Raw genomic sequence first — 19,219 nt, 5'->3', positions numbered from 1 at the left:
GTTAGTTACAGTGACTGCGTAAGTTATACAAAGTAAAAAAACAATTACTTATCATAATGGGGCATTATCATATCGACAGGATCAGAAAACGAAATAGATTGTCAGGGGAAATTACCGGTTATTACAACTACCATGCCCAACATATTTGTGCTGAATATTCTTCAAAACCGGAAATTTTCATGAACGAATTGATGATTCCCGGACGACCAGCTTTGATTCCAGCAATATGGTATTTGTTGCTAAAGGAATGTTACCATTAAGCTGCTGGATTATATGTTTTGCTGCAATTTCTCCCATCATAACTGCCGGGTTATCTATAGTCGTTAGTCCAGGCTCCACCATGCTGCTCATAAAGTCATTATTGAAACCTACAATAGCAATATCTTCGGGAATTCTGACACCATTATTAACAAGCTGCTTCATACACGCAACTGCATGAAAATCGTTTGTTATAAAAAGGCCGTCAGGCAACGGACACATTTGTGTAATGGCCTGCGCCGCCATTATTCCATCGTCTTCATGATTAAAATCTTTGATTAATACATAGTCTTCTTTGAATTCAATACCATGATCTTCAAGCGCCCTCCGATAACCTGCATAGCGTTGTGCTGTGCCGGTTATCCGTTCATCCGGCAACTTGCCGTTGATACCAGCGGCAACAATAGCTATACTTTTACATCCTTGTTTGATCAAATGAACAGTTGCATCATATCCGCCCTGTTCATTATCAATTATAATCTTGGTTCCTTTGCTCTGAAGATCTACCCGGTCAAAAAATACAATAGGGATGTTCTTTTTTAAAAAAGGATCAAAATGATCTAAGTTTTTTGTTGTGTATACAAGTGTAGCAATTAAACCGTCCACTCTTTTATGAAATAGGTTATGAGCGTTGTGTAACTCCTTTAAATCATCTTCGGAAGATTGAGTAATTAATATATCATAGCCAGCTGCGGAAGTTACGTTCTCGATAGCTGAAAGAGCTGATGTGATAAAATAGCTATTTAGCTTATGCACCATTACTCCGATGGTTTTAGTCTTTTCCTTACGCGCAAGATTACTCGCATAATTATTGGCCCGGTAACCTTTTTCTTTCGCAAGCGCTTGAACCCTGCTAATCGTCTTTTTACTGATCGCAGGATGGTTTTTCATCGCTCTGCTGACGGTGGATTCTGATAGATTTAAGGCTTTGGCAATGTCAAGTAATGTTATTTCTTCATCTTTCATTTAAAAATAGTTTAATAACCAGTCAAAAATAAGGCTTTATAAAAGGAAAAAAAAATAAATCTATGCAAGCGCTTGCAATTACGAAAAATGTGTTTACTTTCGTGAGCCAATTTATTAATCAAACCTTTAAACTAACCAAGTATGAGATCATTCATGTACCTTTTATGTTTCCTGGGGCTCCTCTCAGCCAGTGCTACCAAGGCCGATACAGTGGCCGGAACGGTCAGGGACGAACTGAACCAGCCCGTTCCGGGAGTAAACGTAAGCGTTAAGGGCAGCACCCTTGTCACCCAAACCGACCAGGCCGGCAACTTCACGATAAACACGCCGAGCCCTGCGCCGACACTTATCTTTACGTTAGTCGGATTCGAAACACAAGAAGTAAAGGCTTCCGGAACGGCCCGTCTTGAGGTTCTGCTAAAGCGAAAATCAACATCACTCAATGAAGTGGTCGTGGTTGGCTACGGTACACAGCGGGCTTCTATGGTATCCTCATCTATCAGTTCCATATCCAGCAAGCAGATCGAAAATCAGCCGGTAAGGAACATCGCCGAAGCCTTGGTAGGGCAAATTGCTGGCGTACAGATACAAACTGCCAGCGGAAGTCCAGGCACTGCCCCAATCATCCGGGTAAGAGGGACCGGTTCTCTGGGTGCGGGAAATGACCCCCTATTCGTGGTAGATGGATACCCGCTCAGCAGCAGCGAGAACTTCGACCAGATCAGCCCGGATGATATAGAAAAGGTAGAAATACTAAAAGACGCGGCAGCAGCTGCGATATATGGTTCGCGCGGAGGAAATGGCGTAGTGATCGTCACCACCAAGCGGGGGAAATCTACAAGAACGCAGTTCAATTACAGCACATTTTTAGGCGTGGACAATGTATCGAAAAAGGTGTCGGTTCTTGATAAGGATCAATACCTCGATTATATAAAAACAGCGCTTTTTTACCCCGGACGTGCAGGTGTAATCCCGCCTACCAATCTGAACGACCCTGCATCGATGCCTAATACCAACTGGCAGGATGAAATCTTCCGGACCGGGACAAACCAGAATCACCAAATATCTGCCAGCGGCGGAAATGCGCTGATACAATTCTTTATGGCAGGAAGCTTTAACCAGCAGGAGGGCATTGTGCTTGGCACCGGGTACAACAGGTACAATTTCAGAGCGAATATGGATGTCAAGCTATCGTCCAAGCTCAAAATAAGCTTCAATTTCGCCCCATCCTACACTTCCCGTGACGACCGGCCTGTTAGCAGCGATCAGTTTGTTAATAACTACTTCGCGGGAATGCCGCTTTCTGCTGGCACCATCGGTGTGAATACCCTGGCCTTGGTTCAAAATGCGTTATACCTACCGCCGATTGTTCCCGTCAGGCTGGAGAACGGAGACTATGGCAACCTGAGCACCGATGCAAACACGAAAGGGACCACAATCGCGTCGGGTTATTTTAATCCGGTTGGTACCGCCAATCAGATGATCGATCGCACGGGAACTATGCGCCTGCTTGGCAACCTGAACCTGGATTACGAGATCACTAAGGGCCTCAATTTTAAAGTAAATGTAGGGGGCGAGTCCCTGAACAACCGCCGAAACATGTTCATTCCTTCTACAATGGCTTATAACTCGTCTACACTGGCCACTTTCAGCAATCCGGTCCTAACTGGGATTCTTAGTCAGCAACGCGCTAATCAAAACTACAACTGGCTTTGGGAGAACACGATAAACTACGACTTAAAGCCGTCAGATCAACACCACATTACTTTCCTGTTGGGATACTCAGCACAAAAAAACACCGCCGAGTCAACAGGAATCGCCTCCGCCGCCGGATCTTTTGCCAGTGATGCTATCGATTATATAAGTACTTCAAGCAATATCACCGGCACAGCCTCCCGTACGCTCAACACACTTATTTCTCAATTCGCCAGGATAAACTATGAGTACAAGGATAAGTACCTGTTTATGGGTGCGATCCGCCGTGATGGGTCTTCCCGCTTCGGAAGTAACAACCGCTATGCATTTTTTCCTTCAGGTTCTATCGGGTGGCGGATCTCCAAAGAATCCTTCCTCGAGAACAGTGAACTCCTCTCTGAGCTGAAGATACGTGCCAGCTACGGCGAGACGGGGAACAACAATATCGGCGATTTTGCCGGAATTGCCACCCTCGGACAATCTAACTACACCTTTGGGACGGGCACCGGCACCAGTGCTTTCGGCTTTCTGCCTACAGGTTTTACCAACGCGGACCTTACCTGGGAGAAGAATAAGCAGATCGATCTGGGCCTGGAGGCCGGATTTCTAAATGACCGGTTCTACGTTACTGTCGATGTTTACGAACGTAACACCAACGGGCTGCTTACATCCACCCCTATTTCGTCGCTTGCTGGTTTTTCGGGATCGTATCTCCGCAATGTGGGCAGCATTCGTAACCGTGGTTTCGACCTGCAGTTGAATACTCGTAACCTGACCGGGAAATTTAAATGGTCCACCGACCTTAATTTTTCAATGAACCGCAACAAGATCACCGACTATTACAAAGAAAGCGGAGATTTTTACGCGGCAGTATTCGGATGGAACACCGTTTTCCAGGTGGCTAAAGGTGGTTCGATCGGCGATATCTACGGACTCGTGACCGACGGTGTATTTAAAAACCAGGACGAAGTAAATGCAGGCCCGAAATGGCAAACAGGCTCCGCACCAGGCGATATTCGTTTTAAGGACATGGACGGAGATAACGTGATCACCGACAAAGATCGCGTGGTATTTGACAATACTCAACCTAAATTCACCTACGGGTTCACCAATACTTTTTCCTACAAAGGGATTGATCTTCGCATCCTGGTTCAGGGCGTACAGGGCTCCAAAGTCGTCTACGCCGTCGACCGTTTTATTATGGGCGGAGGCGGAGGTTATAATGCCGCGGTAGAGATCCTGAACAGGTGGCAATCTCCCGATAATCCGGGTGATGGCATTGTGCCCAGATACAACGCAACCGGCAACAGCAGCGATTTCTCCAGCAGGTATGTCCGGGACGGCAGCTATCTTCGCGTGCGAAACATAGCCCTGAGTTACCAACTGCCCGCAAAGCTGGTGAAGTCACTTCGCCTCAAAGCGGCCAAGGTATCATTGTCAGGACAAAACTTGTTCACCTTCTCTGATTATCCCGGCTACAACCCCGAAACTAATATTGAGGGTCGCAGTGCCTTCCGCACCAACGTTGACCAGGGCAGCTACCCGTTCGCCCGGTCGATCGCAGTTGGTATTAACATAGGATTCTAATCGTCAGTTTACGAAGAATAAAATCATGAAAAAATTCATCCAAATAGTATTCCTGCTGTCTCTTATCATGAGCGCGGGATGTAAAAAGAGCTTTATCGAGCTTTCGAACCCGAGTGCGTTCACCGAGAGTAGTTACTACCGCACGGCTGCCGATCTGAAAAGCGCAGTAACGGCAGCGTACAGCAATTTACAGCCTATCTACGATTTTTGGTACCGCTGGGGTGACGTTGCCTCCGACAATACCCAGGGCCGCAATGATGGCGCCGCCGAAAACCAGATAGATGTATTTACACTGGGCACCACGTATATAAACGCTTACTCTACCTGGCAGTTGCACTATAAAACGATCGCATCAGCTAATATTATTATAGAAAAAGCACCGGCAGTGGTAATGGACGAAGCGCTGAAGGCGCGTTATGTGGCCGAAGCAAAAGTGATCAGGGCCTTGTGCTATTATAACTTAGTAAGGTTATTTGGCGGCGTTCCGGTAATTACCACCACGATAAAGGCTCCCGACGAAGCACTCGCTTATCGCCGGGAATCAGTTGAAAAAGTATACACGCAAATTATTAATGATCTGCAGGAAGCAGAAAACGTGCTTCCTGCAAAATATTCAGGCACAACCAATAACGAGGTGGGCCGCTTAACGTCCATCGCCGCTAAGACCATGCTCGGGGAAGTGTTTATGGTACAGAAGAAATGGGCCGATGCTACTCCAAAGCTGAAAGAAGCCTATGATCTCTGTGCGGTAAACGGCGTGAGCCTGATGCCCAAATACGACGATATCTTCGACCCGACCAAGAGCAATAACCAGGAAATAATTTTTGCAGTGCTTTATCAGCGTGGCCGTACTCCGGTAGAAGGCAGTGCCTGGGCCAATTATTTTGCACCTATCGGCAGTGGGACTGCCATCGCGAAAATAGGCACCACGTATGGCTACAACGCGATTTCGCCTTCACTGAGTAACGCTTTTGAAACGGGGGACAACCGCAAGGCGATCTCAGTAGGCGTATATACTTCGGGAGCAACCAGCATCCTGTATACCAGAAAGTACTTAGACCCGGGTCAGATAGCTATTGCAGATACCGAAAACGACTGGATCATTTACAGGTATGCCGACCTCCTGCTGCTTTACGCCGAATCGTTAAATGAGTCAAATTTAACGGCAGACGCGCTCACGCAGTTAAACAAAGTGCGCGCGCGTGCCGGCTTGGCAGCTTTGAGCCTTAATACTTCGGATACCCGCGCAGCCATAGAACGCGAACGCCGTGTAGAGCTGAGCTGTGAGGGGCATCGCTGGTTCGATCTTATTCGTACTGGTAGAGCAGAAGCCGTAATGACCGCTCACTTCGCAGCTTTCCCGGTTGCAGAATCTTCAACTGCTGTTGCTCGTATGGTAAGCCGCAATTTCTTATTGCCCATCCCGGATGCGGAGCGTACGGTAAATCCCGATCTTACACAAAATACAGGTTATTGATATGCGCAGATTATTATTCCTTTTCATTCTTGGCGGCCTCACGCTTACAGCACTGGCTCAAGGGCCAAACGCGAATGATTCCGTCAAGGTAATATTAACCCCGGATCATCCCGATTGGATCTATAAGCCGGGGCAAGAAGTCACTTGCAAACTGAGCGTGCGCCTACACGGGCAGCCGATGAAAGGCATAAAGATCTATTATGAGATCGGGGCCGAAAAAATGCCTCCCGTATTAACGTCATCCTTCATGCTTAGCGACACCGCTACCGCTCTGAACTGCGGGACGCTCGACTCTCCGGGCTTCCTGCGATGCAAAGCAATTGCCGAGGTGAACGGAAAAAAATACACGGGTCTGGCTACAGCAGGATTCGATGTATACAAGATCCGTCCGACCGCACAACTTCCAGAAGACTTTGTAAAGTTCTGGACTGAGGCGCGAACCGAGGCCTTAAAAATATCCTTGGACCCACGAATGCAGTTGCTTCCGGCACGCTCTACCGGTGCTGTAAACGTCTATGAAATAAGCTTTCAGAATTATCGCATCGGCTCGCGGATCTATGGTATACTCTGCGTACCCAAAAAAGAAGGGCGATACCCGGCCATCCTAAAGGTACCCGGTGCCGGGGTAAGAGGATATAAAGGAGATGCCGGCCTGGCGGAAAAAGGCTTTATCACAGTCGAAATAGGCATACACGGCATTCCTGTAACACTTGCCGACAGTGTGTATACCAGCCTGGCAGCCACTGCGCTAAACGGCTACCCCGCCTTTAACAATGACAATAAAAATAGTTTTTACTATAAACGAGTGTACATGGGCTGTGTGCGTGCCATCGATTTTATATTCGGTCTCCCACAGTTCGACGGCAAAAACATGGGCATGTTGGGCGGCAGCCAGGGAGGGGCACTGTCGATCATTACCGCCGCCCTTGAGCCACGTGTAACTTGCCTGGCGTCATTTTACCCTGCCTTGTCTGATATGAGTGGTTATTTATACGGACGGGCAGGCGGCTGGCCACACACCTTCTACAATACGGCCCTCAAACAGGCGGACCCGAAACGGCTGGAAACTGCACGTTATTATGATGTGGTTAACTTCGCGCGCATGCTTAAAATCCCCGGGTTCTATTCATGGGGATATAACGACGAAACCTGTCCACCAACATCTACATTTTCGGCATACAACGTAATCTCATCGCCTAAGGAATTCTTTCCCTTCCCCGACACGGGACATTGGACCTACCCTGTGCAATGGCAACTGGCTACGAATTGGCTGATAAAGCACTTACGTCATGAATAAACGATCAATCCTGCTACTGGCCTTGTTCCTGTTGCACTTGGCAGCATACGGCCAGGAACGACGCAACACCGGGACAGCTGTTTATTCGAAGATTTGGGGGATAAACGGTGAATTATGGAACAGGAAACTACTTCCTGATTTCACTTGCGCTGGTTACCGGGAGGGGAAAATACTCGTCCCGGTCTACCCGGTAAGCGTGAACCTCCTTGATTTTGGAGGCAAAGGCGACGGCCAAAGCGATAACACACAAGCCCTGCGCCGTGCTATAGCCAAGTGTGGGTCAAAAGGCGCGGTGTACATCCCCGAAGGGCGCTTCCTTTTCAGGGACTCGATTGTAATCCGAAAGAGTGCGCTAAGTATCCGGGGCGCTGGAAAAGAAAAAACAACGCTATATTTTGTAAAAGGCCTGGAAGAACTGTACCCCAATTATAACAAGGAATACAAAAATCAGTCAGCCTGGTCATGGGGCGGAGGGATGATCTGTTTCCAGGACGGATCCAGAGATGCCGGCATCGAACACCTGAGCATCGAATTTCCCGACAGTATATGGACCGGCCACAACTATCGCGAACGCGGATACAACGCGGTGGGCTTTACGGGCGGAGCCAGTCACGGGTGGATCACTGACGTCGACTTTCGGGGTTGCGACATGGGTATCTGGATCGGCTCCTCGGCGCATCATATTACCGCGAGCGGATGGTCGCTAAAGTTGGGACCTCACCGCGCAGCCGAAAACATCTCCGGGCATCACGGGGTAAACATTAACGGCGGCTTCAACCTGCTGGAACGGTTCCGCGTGGATGGTAAATATCAGCACGACCTCTCTGTGGAAGGGGCCCAAAGTACGTTCAATGTATTCCGTGCGGGCAGCGGGAAAGACCTTTGTATTGACCATCATAACCACGAGCAAACCAGGAATCTTTTTACCAACCTGGACATGGGCCTGGGTAACCGCCCCTATTTTTCAGGTGGGATCAGTACTCCGCGAGGCATCTCATTCGGGGAGACATACTGGAACCTGCGGGCGCAGCGGGACATGCACTATCCCGATCAGTACAATTCGGACGCAGTTCGGTCTAATGGGAATATTGTTGTCGGCATACAAACCTCGCTGCCTTCCGCGCTGAATGACAGAGATGGGAATTGGTTTGAAACACTGCTACCCGGCACGCTCTCGCCGGAAGATCTGTACATCGCCCAAATGAACTTCCGACGCCCCACACGTATTGCTAACATCTCGGATAATTACCCCGGCTCAGCAGCACCTTTAGGCGCCTGGTCGGCGATCCAGGCAAGGGCAAAAGATAAAAACGATGAAGCGAAAACAGTCGCTTTTCGCACAATATGGCAGCAATTCTTCCTGGCTCACGGGTCGGAGCGGTATGTTCCCCTGATATCGGCGACGGGTAAACGGGTAAACCTGCCCGATAAACCGGATAAACCACGGTTTGCACTCACCGGCAAGCAATGGCCTGCAAGGCCGGGTGAGTCGTCGATCTGCCTTTGGGAAGATGATAAGACCGCGGCGGCCAGCATAAGTATCGACGATAATAACGCCCAGGATCTTCCAGCCTGGAAAAAGATCGACCAACAATATGGCGGACTAAAGCCGACATGGTTCCTTATTACTGGAAACATGAACGGCTCACTGGACCTTTCCCGGAAACCGGTCACCGGCACCTGGGAGATATGGCAGCAAATGCTGAACGAAGGGTTACACCTGGAATCACATTCCGTATCCCATGTTAGCGATCCGGTAAGAGAAGATGGCTGGCCCGGCCCAGATTGGGAAATGGGGTTTTCTGCTGGGGTACTCAATGACAACCTTAAAGGACAGCATACCCGGTTGTTTGCTCCACCGGGCTCCGCGATACCCGAATTTGGCATATCGGCTAATTGGCGGCCGGGTATGTCTAAATATTTTGCTGCAGCACGTGGGTTCAGCGGAATTCCGATCAATGAAGCTAATAAAATCGACTACTTTGATATCCGTACGACCGCAAATCCGCTGAATCATGTAAGCGGCGATCCAAAGTACATACAATACAGCGCAATACTCGATAGTAACCAGGCAAGCCCGAATCATAAATACTACCGCGGATGGGCTACTGTTTTTACGCACGGCATTTATACTTCGGACCTGGCTTCCAGCCCCAATCCGCAAACTGCGGCGTTAGCGAAAGTTTTCGATTTCTTTAACAGGCATCGGGATGAGATCTGGATCGGAAGTATTACAGAGGTAGCACTTTACGCCCAGGAGCGCGACATGGGAAAGATAAAAACAACAGCTATTACCTATAACAAAATCGTACTAAGCCTCAGCTCGGAAATGGATCCTACCATTTTCGATTATCCGCTCACGGTGAAGGTCCGGCTACCGGCATCGTGGTCGGGAACAGCCGCCAGCCAGAACGGTAAACCCGCCGAAGTGAAAATAATCTATTACGGTAGAAACAAGTACGCGCTTGTAAAAGCAAAGCCCAACATGGGGGAAATCCTGTTAAGCGGATCAAGATGATGACGAAAAGACTAATCATAATCACGCTGTTATTTGCAGGTAGCAGCTTCGAGTCTACGGGGCAGGACACTCATGGCCGCTTGACGACGGCCGACAACAGAAAACTAAGTCCATATACTGGTTATACCCGCCGGCATTGGCTGGAAATTACGGAAAGGATCATTTCTGGTGCGCTGCCTTATTTTGAAACGTCTACAGGAATGCCCGCTTTTCCACCCGACAGCGTACACCGCGTCGTTGAAGATTCAAGCCCATTAGCTTCAAAAAAAGAAGGACTGGAACGGGTACTAACCGCCGTGATTTTTTATTCGACTGCCACGGGGAATGACTATGTACCGGGATATACCGGGTCAATCTCCGCTCCTTTCCTGAAGGCGATCACACGGGGTACCAACCCTGCAGACCCGGCTTATTGGGGGGCGCTCCCGCCTAATGACCAGGTTGGCTCTATGTTTGCCCTGGCCATATATCTAAATCCCCGGCGCTTTTGGGATCCGCTTACCCCCGTTCAGAAACAAAATCTCCTTCGATATTTAAAAGAACAGGCATACAACTCTTCGTACTACAATAATCACTATTTCTTCCACATGGCCCCGGTGCCGTTGCTTGAGAAGCATGCGATGGAATCCAACCGCGAAAAGTTAAATGAGCGCTACGAGTTCCTCATGAACTGTTACCAGGGCGACGGCTGGTTCATTGACGGCAATAACCAGGGATTTGACTATTATAACTTTTGGGGATTCCAACTTTACAACCAACTGTTATATCGTTTCGACCCGGTCTGGCGGGCACGCTATAGTGCCCGTTTAAAATCCGTTAGTGCCGAATTTATGCAAACAATGCCCTACTTTTTTGGGCGCGACGGGGGACCGATCCCATTTGGCCGCTCGCTAACCTATCGTTTCGCCAGTATTTCAGCTCTGGGCTGGAATGTGCTCAATGGCATGAGTAACTTACCTCCCGGCGAGGCCCGCCGCCTGGCTTCAGGATGTCTGAAGTATTTCTGGGACCAGGGCTGCCTCGGCAAAAACAACCTGCTCAACATCGGCTTTCGTGGCGATAACCCGGCCGTGGGCGAATCATACAGTTCTCCCGGATCACCGTATTGGGCCACGCAGGCTTTCGTATGTTTACTGATCCCGGAAAAAGCCCCCTTTTGGACGGCAACGGAACAGCCGATCCCAGCAGATCTAAAAGGCGGCCGAAAAGTGATCAATGGAGCAAAGATGGTCGTCCGGGTAAGCCCTATAGATGGTGAGGCCCGGTTTTTCCCGGTGGGACAACCGTTTTCGCATCCCCGTAATAAATGGCAAACAGGTATTAAATACGATCAATATGCCTACTCCAGTTATCTCGGCTGGGCCCTTACCGGCGATAAAGGACCTGATCTGGGCGCCGGCAGAACTGGCTATTCTACAGATGGGCGGAAATGGCAATATCGCGAACGTGCGAAAGCAGTAATGATCTCCGCCGATCACACAATAAGTAAACACGCACTGGCTGACACAAGTGCCGCCATCATCACCCACACAATCATTGGCGATAATGGCGAAGTTCAGGTTTTCTGGCATACCGGCCCAACGCCGGTTTACCTCTCTATGGGTGGCTACGGAATTTCTGTATCTGATACGGCAGCCTTAGAACGTCAATCATCCGCAGGAAAACTACTGCTTGCAGGCAACGGATATCGAACCATTATAAAAAAGGTGCTTGCACCGGACGGTGACCTATACAGCAATATCGTAGCGCCGGGGCCAGGTTGGGGAGCATCCCACCTATTTGGGGGCATTGGCGTATTTCCTTATTGGCAAAGTAAGGCGCCCGTTGCGGGCAGAACGCCGGTAGTGCTGTTTGTGAATGGAACGCGGAGCCGCTCCGCAGATGGAGGCATTGTGGAAGCTAAGGAAATACCGGGAGGGCTTTCTATTCGTTTTGAAGAAAAATCATATCTTATTATCATTCCGAAATGAACAAGCTGTATATATTACTTATATTATTTACATCGCCCGTTTGGGGACAAACGATCAGGGTCACTAACAAAAGTGACCACGCGCGTCAAAACGAGGTGATCAGTATTCGCCGGGAATTGCTTCGGAGCAAGAATGATGCACTGTATCCTGTGATCAGGCACAATGGGAAAGAATTGGTCACCCAGCGCATCCACAACAACCAGGATACGCGCTGGGACGAACTGCTTATCCAGGTCAGCGTCCCCGCTAAAAGCCATATTGACTTACAGCTCGCTTGGTCGGAACCTGCTGCGGCAACAATTTTCCAGCCGGCTACCAACGTCCGTTTCAGTCTCAAAAGCAAGGACGGAAAAGCGTCCCCGGAAATTTTAATGCAGCAACGCTTACGCGGATTCATACAAGATATCGCCAACCCTTATTACCAGATGGAAGGGCCCGCCATAGAGAACGACAAAGTGGCCTTCCGAACTTTCTTCGATTATCGAAACGGGAAAGATATTTACGGCAAGATCGTCCCCTATTCGGTGCTGGATATTGTAGGGCTTAACGGCAGTTGGCACACCCTGCAACCCTGGGGAATGGATATTCTCAAAACAGGTGGTTCGCTGGGTGCCGGAGCCTTCGCCGTGATGGAAAATGAAAAATTATATCCGCTTGCCGATGCTGATACCAGTACGTTCGTATTTTTGTACGAAGGCCCCCTGCAAGCTGCTTTTCGCCTCAACTTTAAGAATCAGGATACCGGTACTTCCAAAAAGAACGCAAGTGAAACCGTTATAATGACGAGCGGCGATTTCTTCTACCGGACACTTCTGCAGCTGGATCTGGATAATAAGCAGGACCTGCTGACGGGAATTGCTAATTTCATTCAGGCGGTACCGGATATAAAACGACAGAACGATACCTATACCTCACTGGCCACCTATGGAAAACAAGCAGAGGGCACGGGGGGGCTTCTCGGCCTTGCATTGCTTGTCCCTACTGCAGATTTCCTGGGACATGGCATAACCGACACTAATACAACCATTCGGAACACGGTTTATGCAAAACTCCGCGCATCGCGGGAAAAATGTATTTTCTTTATCGCCGGCTGGGAGCGTACGGACCCGCGCTTCGCTACGAAAGGCGGATTTGATGCGTATATCCGCCAGACGGCAGAACGAATTGCAACACCCTTAACTATCATTATCAATTGATCACTACCTTATGAAACGAAGAGAATTTGCACAACTGATTTCATTTGCAGCTACCGGTCCGCTGCTAACGCCATTAATGAGCCAAGCTTTCGATGCCGGCAGCCCTGTCGCTATAGAAGACCGGGATTTGCCCGTGGAGTTGCCTGCCAATATCCGCCAGATGATAAAAAACGTTTTATCGGTAGACTATAAGTCGGTAAATACCGATTGGTTTGGCTCTATCCAGATTGAGGGCCTTCTTCGTTTCGCCAAAAGGGGCTTCCGCGAAGGAAGGAGATACAGCGAAAACTGGTTCAACTACCACGTAGAAAACGACAAGAAGCTGAGCGACGAACAATACTACAAACAATACGAAGGTAACAAGGCCCGTATTCTACGGGAAGGCCCGCTTGCCTTTGCCATTTATTCGGCTAACCTGGGTGTAGCGTTTCCGGTGCATGAATTGTACCTGCTTAATAAAAGTGCGACGGCCCGGGAGGTTTGTATCAATGTAGCCGACGCCATACTCCATTACGCCGCCCGCGATCGCTTCGGGATGTTGGCGCATGACGATTTTAACTTTACCGATTTCGCAATTCCCGATACCGCATATTGGGCTACGCGTGCTAACGCCATCGCAGCTTTGCTGAGTTCACAAAAAGGCGTTGCCGATGTATACTGGAAGCAATCGATCTATCAGCTTGAACAGGGTATCACTTATTTTCTTGACAGAGAAAAAGGTTTGGTGCGCACCGGTTTGTTCAAAGGCGAATTTGGTCAGACCTATTGGTGCCGTTCTCAAGGCTGGTTGCTTTGGGCCATAGCGGGACTTCTGCGTTATCTGCCTCCTGCACATCCAAAATTTAAAAGCATCGCCGCAGATATGCAGCGGATTGCTGAAGGCCTGAAGAAATACCAATCGCCGGGAGGCGCCCTGCGTGTGCTTGTTGACGACCCGGCATCGCCCGAAGAAATGACCGGGACATGCATGGTTCTATCAGCTTTAAAAGAGGCCACAAGAAAAGGTTGGATACCCAATCAATACGATGACATGCTCCAAAAGGCATGGGGGTTCGTCCAAAAATCCGTAGATAGGAACGGCAATGTTCATAATGTTTATACAGGGTGGGCGGTCCCCGCTGAGAAGAGAGAAATTAGCAGAATGGATGAGAAATTTGCAGGATATGTCCCTGGAATTGTCATGTTAGCTGCAGACGAAATGACAAGATAGTTATGCCATCACAAAAACCGTCAATTACATATGCCGAAGCGGAGCAGATTGTGTCTGCAATAGTAAAAAAAGCGTCGTCGGATGGCGAAAGGCCAATAGCAGTAAGCGTAGTAAACGCTTCAGGCCAATTAATCTGTTTTGCTGCCATGGACGGAGTTGTGCCGGCTTGTATTAAGCTGAGTCAAAGCAAAGCATATTCGGCTTGGATAGGGCAACGTGATACGTTGCATTGGGCCAATATTGCAAAAAATGATAAGCTGGTGGATTTTGATATGCGAAACTGGACAGATGAGAACTTCTCAGGGTTTACCGGCGGGGTCATCATTACGGTAGACGATCAGGTTATCGGGGGGATCGGAGTAAGTGGAAGAAATGGTATGATGAAGGAAACGGATATTATGATGCAAGATAATGAACTCGCTGTTTACGGGAAAACAGTAATATTTAGTTAAATCTTAAGTACAATAAAATGGATAATAAAAAAATAACAGGAACTGATATAAGGATTTCCCCGCTCATTTATGGTGCATTTGCTATAGGGGGCTGGTTTTGGGGAGGGGCTGATGAAAATGACGCAGTCCGCACAATATCGTATGCAGTAGATAACGGTGTTACAACTATCGATACCGCGCCGGTATATGGCATGGGATACAGTGAAGCTATCATAGGCGATACAATCAAAGGTAAGCGTAATAAAGTGCAATTATTGACCAAATTCGGCATGGTATGGGATAAGCAATCAGGCGAATTCATATTTGATACGCAAGATAACGAGGGGAATAAACTTAAAGTTTATAAATTCAGTGGAAAGCAGAGTGTTATTGAAGAATGTGAAAGAAGTTTAAAGCGATTAAAAACAGATTATATTGATCTATATCAGATGCATTGGCCTGAAAGCACGACCCCGATCGAAGAAACTATGGAAGCGTTGGAATTCTTAAAAGACCAAGGTAAAATACGTGCTTGTGGTGTTTGCAATTGCCCTGTCGATATTTTGCAAAAAGCAAATGAGGTTTTCCCGATCATGACCAATCAGGTTGCTTACAGTATGGTAAACAGGGAAATAGAAAAAGATCTTGTGCCATTTTGTTTAGAAAAAGGGATAGGCATATTGCCACATACTACCTTGCAAAAGGGCTTGTTAACCGGTAAGATAAAACCAGGACATCAATTTAATGAAGGGGACCACAGGCCTAACACCTTTTTCTTCAAGGAAGAGAACCACCTCAAAATAATGAATATATTGGATTTAATTAGGCCCGTTGCCGAAAACCGGGGAATCAGTTTAGCCCAATTGGCTATTAACTGGACAATGCAGCAACCTGCGGTAACCGCCGTGCTTGTGGGAGCACGGAATGTTGCTCAAATGGAGGAAAATATCAAAGCTGCTTCATTTGTACTGGGGTCTGAGGAACTGAAGTCAATTAAGACAGCGTTAATTCAATATGATATTTAAATCTAAGTACGAAAAATGAAAAGTCTTATTAAAAAGAGTCTGATTGGTTTATGTTCGATTGCAATATTGGTTGCTGCGGTTTGTTTTTTTCAAAAAAATTTTACTACAGCCGGGGCAATACTCGCTGCTTTCTGGTTACTTCTATCTATCAGAATGATGCTTTCAGAGCAATTAACTAAATATGCATATACAGTTTTAATTATAGCAGCGGTAACGATCGCATTGACTTACCCTACATATTTTATATCGCTTGGTAATTTTCAGACAAAACAATTGATTGTTCCACTTTTACAACTGATCACATTCGGGGTGGGATGTACAATGAGTTGGAAAGATTTGTCCGGAGTTCTTAAAATGCCTAAAGCGGTATTTGTAGGCACGTGCTGCCATTTCACGATCATGCCATTGGTAGGTTATTCTATTGCTAAAGTTTTTGGCTTTCCACCGGAAATTGCTGCCGGAGTTGTGTTAGTAGGATGTTCTCCAAGTGGACTGGCCAGTAACGTTATTGCCTTTATAGCTAAAGCGAACCTGGCCCTCTCTGTAACTATCACTGCTGTTTCAACTTTATTAGCACCAATATTAACACCTCTTTTAATGAAACTTTTAGGAGGACAGTTTGTACCTATCCGATTTTCGGACATGTTCTTTGATATTCTTCAATTAGTTATCATCCCTATTTTTTTAGGTATACTGGTAAATCACTTTTTTAAAAGTAAAGCTGCTCATATCAATAAGATCATGCCCAAAGTTTCTATGGCGGGAATTACCATGATCATTATAGTGATTACCGCTGCCGGAAGAAACAATATGTTACAAGTTGGGATTACGCTTGTCTTGGCTATGTTTCTCCATATGACAATTGGGTTATTTTTGGGTTATTGGGGCGCGAGACTGTTTAGGTTATCAGAAAATGATTGTCGCACAATTGGAATTGAGGTTGGCATGCAAAATGGTGGCCTGGCGTCGGGTATTGCTGTTAAAATGGGGAAAATTGCGACAGTGGGTTTAGCTCCGGCAATTAACGGTCCGATCATGAATACTGTGTTTTCCCTCATTGCTACATGGTGGGGAGGCAAAGCGGTAAAGAAATAAGAAAATCGCTATAAAGACTTCAACAATTTCATACTTAAGATAGCCATATAATCCCAGTGTAATACTAACTGATATCCAGATAAAATTTTCAATATCACGCAAGCGCTTGCACTATATTAAGTACTTGTTAGATTAGCATTAACATCCGTCTATTTATATAAAGGGCTGGCTTTATCCCAGGCCATATACATTATCAAGTAACCGACTCAACATATTCTTTAAACTAATGGATCAATTACGATTTAAATTTTCATTGCTGTTATCAGCATGGTTATTAAGCCAAACATTATATGCGCAGCATCGTCAACTTACCAGCGATGCTTTGGTTGACCGCCGTGTGAACAAACTGTTGGCCAGAATGACGCTTGCGGAAAAGGTTGGACAGCTAAGTCAGTATGTGGGTAGTGCGAATTTGACCGGACCCGAAGCCGCAGCGCTTTCCGATTCGCTAATCAACCGGGGCATGGCCGGTTCTGTGATTAATGTAACTGATATGGCCATAATGCGCAAATTGCAGCAAGATGCGGTTACCAAAAGCCGCCTGAAAATACCGCTGCTATTCGGTTATGATGTTATACATGGTTATAAAACGATATTTCCGGTGCCTTTAGCCGAGTCATGCAGTTGGGACCTGTCCGTTATGCAAAATGCAGCCCGCATTGCTGCTATTGAAACTTCTGCTGCAGGCTTACAATGGACATTTGCACCAATGGTTGACATCGCTCGTGACCCACGCTGGGGCAGGGTAGTTGAAGGCGCCGGAGAAGACACTTATTTAGGCTCAGCAATTGCCACTGCGCGTGTAAAGGGTTTTCAGTGGAATTTAGGCGGCACTGATGCGGTGCTCGCCTGTGCCAAACACTTTGCCGCCTACGGCCTTCCACAGGGGGGCAAAGATTACGGCCCGGTTGACTTGTCTGACCGAACCTTACACGATGTTTATCTTCCTCCTTTCAAGGCGGCGGTTGATGCCGGTGTGCTTACTTTTATGACATCATTTAACGAGATTAATGGCATTCCTTCTACTGCAAACCGATATTTGCTTAACGATATCCTTCGCCGCCAATGGGGCTTTAAGGGTTTTGTTGTTAGCGATTGGAAAGCTGTGGTGCAAATGATAAATGAAGGTTTTGCCACGGACGAGGAGGATGCAACCCGGCTTGCTTTTAAAGCCGGTACCGATATGGATATGACTGACGGTGTTTATAATAAATACCTGGCAAAGCTGGTCGAAAAGAAGCAAATAAAAATCAGTCAGATTGATAAGGCGGTCAGGCGTATACTGACGGTTAAGTATAAACTTGGGTTGTTTGATGCCCCATTCCGTTTTTTCAATGAGGCGCGTAAGCAACAAAATACGATGAAGCCTGAATTCATAGCCGCCGCAAGAGATATGGCGCGCCGTTCGATTGTATTACTTAAGAACCAGAATAGACTATTACCGCTATCCAAATCCGTCAAGCGTATTGCTATTATTGGTCCCTTAGGTAATAATAAAACACAATTGTTAGGTTCATGGTCGGCGCAGGGAGATAGCACGGCCGTTGTAAGCCTGCTGGAAGGCATCAAAAATAAAACGGGCCCGAATACCGACGTGCAATTTGCCGCAGGATGTTCTATTACCGGTAAAGATTCCAGCGGTTTCGCAGAGGCGGCAGCACTGGCAAATCATAGCGATGTAGTACTACTTGCACTTGGCGAAGAAGCATTAATGACTGGGGAATCGAATAGCCGCTCAACACTCAGGCTGCCAGGGGTACAGCATCAGTTGGCCAAGGTGATTCTGGCCACCGGCAAACCGGTAATAGCTATACTAATGAATGGCAGGCCGCTTGATGTCAGAGATTTACAACAAAAGGCCGACGCGATACTTGAAACCTGGTTTTTAGGCAGCCAGGCAGGTAATGCTATTGCCGATGTGCTTTTCGGGGATTACAACCCATCAGGTAAATTAACGATTACTTTTCCGGCAACGGACGGTCAGATACCGATCTATTATAACCATAAGATTTCGGGACGTCCGGGTGATATGGCGCATAGTTCCACGAACAGATATGTTGACCTGCCTAATGCGCCGCTTTATCCTTTTGGGTCGGCCTAAGCTATACCAGTTTTAATTATTCCGCCCCAGAGGTGGCAAATCGTGTTTTTTCATTCTCTAAACCCTTAACAGTTAGTGTACAGGTAACCAATACCGGTTCATGTGAAGGGGAAGAAATTGTTCAGCTCTACGTGCATGACCAGGTAGCCAGCGTTACCAGGCCCATTAAGGAATTAAAAGGTTTTAAAAAGATCATGTTGAAGCCCGGTGAAAAACGGACCGTGATATTTACCATCAAGGCAGACGATCTGGGTTTTTATGGGCTGAACATGAAATATACTGTTGAACCTGGTGAATTTACTATCATGACGGGGGCTAGTTCCACCAATCTGAAAAGTGTAAAAGTTAAACTGGTCAAATGATGAATACTTTTTTAACAATAATATAAATCCC

The 19,219-nt window shown here is 47.3% G+C and carries 13 protein-coding genes; 12 read left to right on the top strand and 1 reads right to left on the bottom strand.

Annotated features, from left to right (window positions below):
- Positions 1 to 177: 177 nt before the first annotated feature.
- On the bottom strand, positions 178 to 1,224 hold the full coding sequence (locus AC07M6_RS18790; protein ID WP_494892093.1) for a LacI family DNA-binding transcriptional regulator: 1,047 nt from the start codon (positions 1,222 to 1,224) through the stop codon (positions 178 to 180).
- Between the two features lie 141 nt (positions 1,225 to 1,365).
- On the opposite strand from AC07M6_RS18790, the gene AC07M6_RS18785 reads away from it, so the two are divergent.
- From AC07M6_RS18785 to AC07M6_RS18730, 12 genes are all read left to right on the top strand, one after another.
- Positions 1,366 to 4,506 carry a SusC/RagA family TonB-linked outer membrane protein gene (locus AC07M6_RS18785; RefSeq protein ID WP_494892091.1) on the top strand — a complete coding sequence of 1,047 codons (3,141 nt, stop codon included), beginning with the start codon at positions 1,366 to 1,368 and terminating at the stop codon, positions 4,504 to 4,506.
- 25 nt (positions 4,507 to 4,531) lie between these two features.
- Positions 4,532 to 5,983 carry a RagB/SusD family nutrient uptake outer membrane protein gene (locus AC07M6_RS18780; protein WP_494892089.1) on the top strand — a complete coding sequence of 484 codons (1,452 nt, stop codon included), beginning with the start codon at positions 4,532 to 4,534 and terminating at the stop codon, positions 5,981 to 5,983.
- Position 5,984: 1 nt separating this feature from the next.
- On the top strand, positions 5,985 to 7,280 hold the full coding sequence (locus AC07M6_RS18775; RefSeq protein ID WP_494892087.1) for an acetylxylan esterase: 1,296 nt from the start codon (positions 5,985 to 5,987) through the stop codon (positions 7,278 to 7,280).
- Positions 7,273 to 9,798 carry a glycosyl hydrolase family 28-related protein gene (locus AC07M6_RS18770; RefSeq protein WP_494892085.1) on the top strand — a complete coding sequence of 842 codons (2,526 nt, stop codon included), beginning with the start codon at positions 7,273 to 7,275 and terminating at the stop codon, positions 9,796 to 9,798. The genes AC07M6_RS18775 and AC07M6_RS18770 overlap by 8 nt, the downstream gene beginning before the upstream one ends.
- Positions 9,795 to 11,768 carry a DUF2264 domain-containing protein gene (locus AC07M6_RS18765; RefSeq protein WP_494892083.1) on the top strand — a complete coding sequence of 658 codons (1,974 nt, stop codon included), beginning with the start codon at positions 9,795 to 9,797 and terminating at the stop codon, positions 11,766 to 11,768. Before AC07M6_RS18770 ends, AC07M6_RS18765 begins: the two co-directional genes overlap by 4 nt.
- Complete coding sequence (locus AC07M6_RS18760) at positions 11,765 to 12,964, top strand: DUF4861 family protein (protein ID WP_494892081.1); 1,200 nt, start codon at positions 11,765 to 11,767, stop codon at positions 12,962 to 12,964. Before AC07M6_RS18765 ends, AC07M6_RS18760 begins: the two co-directional genes overlap by 4 nt.
- A 10-nt stretch (positions 12,965 to 12,974) precedes the next feature.
- The gene (locus AC07M6_RS18755) at positions 12,975 to 14,174 is read left to right on the top strand and encodes a glycoside hydrolase family 88 protein (RefSeq protein ID WP_494892079.1); all 1,200 of its coding nucleotides are present in this window, start codon (positions 12,975 to 12,977) and stop codon (positions 14,172 to 14,174) included.
- 2 nt (positions 14,175 to 14,176) lie between these two features.
- Positions 14,177 to 14,626: a GlcG/HbpS family heme-binding protein gene (locus tag AC07M6_RS18750; RefSeq protein ID WP_494892077.1), complete on the top strand. Its 450-nt coding sequence runs from the start codon at positions 14,177 to 14,179 to the stop codon at positions 14,624 to 14,626.
- Positions 14,627 to 14,643: 17 nt separating this feature from the next.
- Positions 14,644 to 15,630 (top strand): aldo/keto reductase, encoded by a 987-nt coding sequence (locus AC07M6_RS18745; protein WP_494892075.1) that lies wholly within the window; start codon positions 14,644 to 14,646, stop codon positions 15,628 to 15,630.
- A 15-nt stretch (positions 15,631 to 15,645) separates the two neighbouring features.
- Positions 15,646 to 16,725 (top strand): bile acid:sodium symporter family protein, encoded by a 1,080-nt coding sequence (locus AC07M6_RS18740; protein WP_494892073.1) that lies wholly within the window; start codon positions 15,646 to 15,648, stop codon positions 16,723 to 16,725.
- A 226-nt stretch (positions 16,726 to 16,951) separates the two neighbouring features.
- Positions 16,952 to 18,826 (top strand): glycoside hydrolase family 3 N-terminal domain-containing protein, encoded by a 1,875-nt coding sequence (locus tag AC07M6_RS18735; RefSeq protein WP_494892071.1) that lies wholly within the window; start codon positions 16,952 to 16,954, stop codon positions 18,824 to 18,826.
- A 32-nt stretch (positions 18,827 to 18,858) separates the two neighbouring features.
- Positions 18,859 to 19,188: a fibronectin type III-like domain-contianing protein gene (locus AC07M6_RS18730; RefSeq protein ID WP_494892069.1), complete on the top strand. Its 330-nt coding sequence runs from the start codon at positions 18,859 to 18,861 to the stop codon at positions 19,186 to 19,188.
- Positions 19,189 to 19,219 lie beyond the last annotated feature (31 nt).

It is taken from the genome of Mucilaginibacter sp. GW821-FHT07H05 (assembly GCF_059418485.1).
This window is presented reverse-complemented; position numbering and strand designations above follow the sequence as displayed.

Excerpts from the sequence above, each read along its gene's own strand:
- AC07M6_RS18790 (WP_494892093.1), bottom strand. The coding sequence starts at position 1,224 with ATGAAAGATGAAGAAATAACATTACTTGACATTGCCAAAGCCTTAAAT.
- AC07M6_RS18780 (WP_494892089.1), top strand. The coding sequence starts at position 4,532 with ATGAAAAAATTCATCCAAATAGTATTCCTGCTGTCTCTTATCATGAGC.
- AC07M6_RS18770 (WP_494892085.1), top strand. The coding sequence starts at position 7,273 with ATGAATAAACGATCAATCCTGCTACTGGCCTTGTTCCTGTTGCACTTG.
- AC07M6_RS18755 (WP_494892079.1), top strand. The coding sequence starts at position 12,975 with ATGAAACGAAGAGAATTTGCACAACTGATTTCATTTGCAGCTACCGGT.
- AC07M6_RS18745 (WP_494892075.1), top strand. The coding sequence starts at position 14,644 with ATGGATAATAAAAAAATAACAGGAACTGATATAAGGATTTCCCCGCTC.
- AC07M6_RS18750 (WP_494892077.1), top strand. The coding sequence starts at position 14,177 with ATGCCATCACAAAAACCGTCAATTACATATGCCGAAGCGGAGCAGATT.
- AC07M6_RS18740 (WP_494892073.1), top strand. The coding sequence starts at position 15,646 with ATGAAAAGTCTTATTAAAAAGAGTCTGATTGGTTTATGTTCGATTGCA.
- AC07M6_RS18785 (WP_494892091.1), top strand. The coding sequence starts at position 1,366 with ATGAGATCATTCATGTACCTTTTATGTTTCCTGGGGCTCCTCTCAGCC.
- AC07M6_RS18775 (WP_494892087.1), top strand. The coding sequence starts at position 5,985 with ATGCGCAGATTATTATTCCTTTTCATTCTTGGCGGCCTCACGCTTACA.
- AC07M6_RS18765 (WP_494892083.1), top strand. The coding sequence starts at position 9,795 with ATGATGACGAAAAGACTAATCATAATCACGCTGTTATTTGCAGGTAGC.
- AC07M6_RS18735 (WP_494892071.1), top strand. The coding sequence starts at position 16,952 with ATGGATCAATTACGATTTAAATTTTCATTGCTGTTATCAGCATGGTTA.
- AC07M6_RS18760 (WP_494892081.1), top strand. The coding sequence starts at position 11,765 with ATGAACAAGCTGTATATATTACTTATATTATTTACATCGCCCGTTTGG.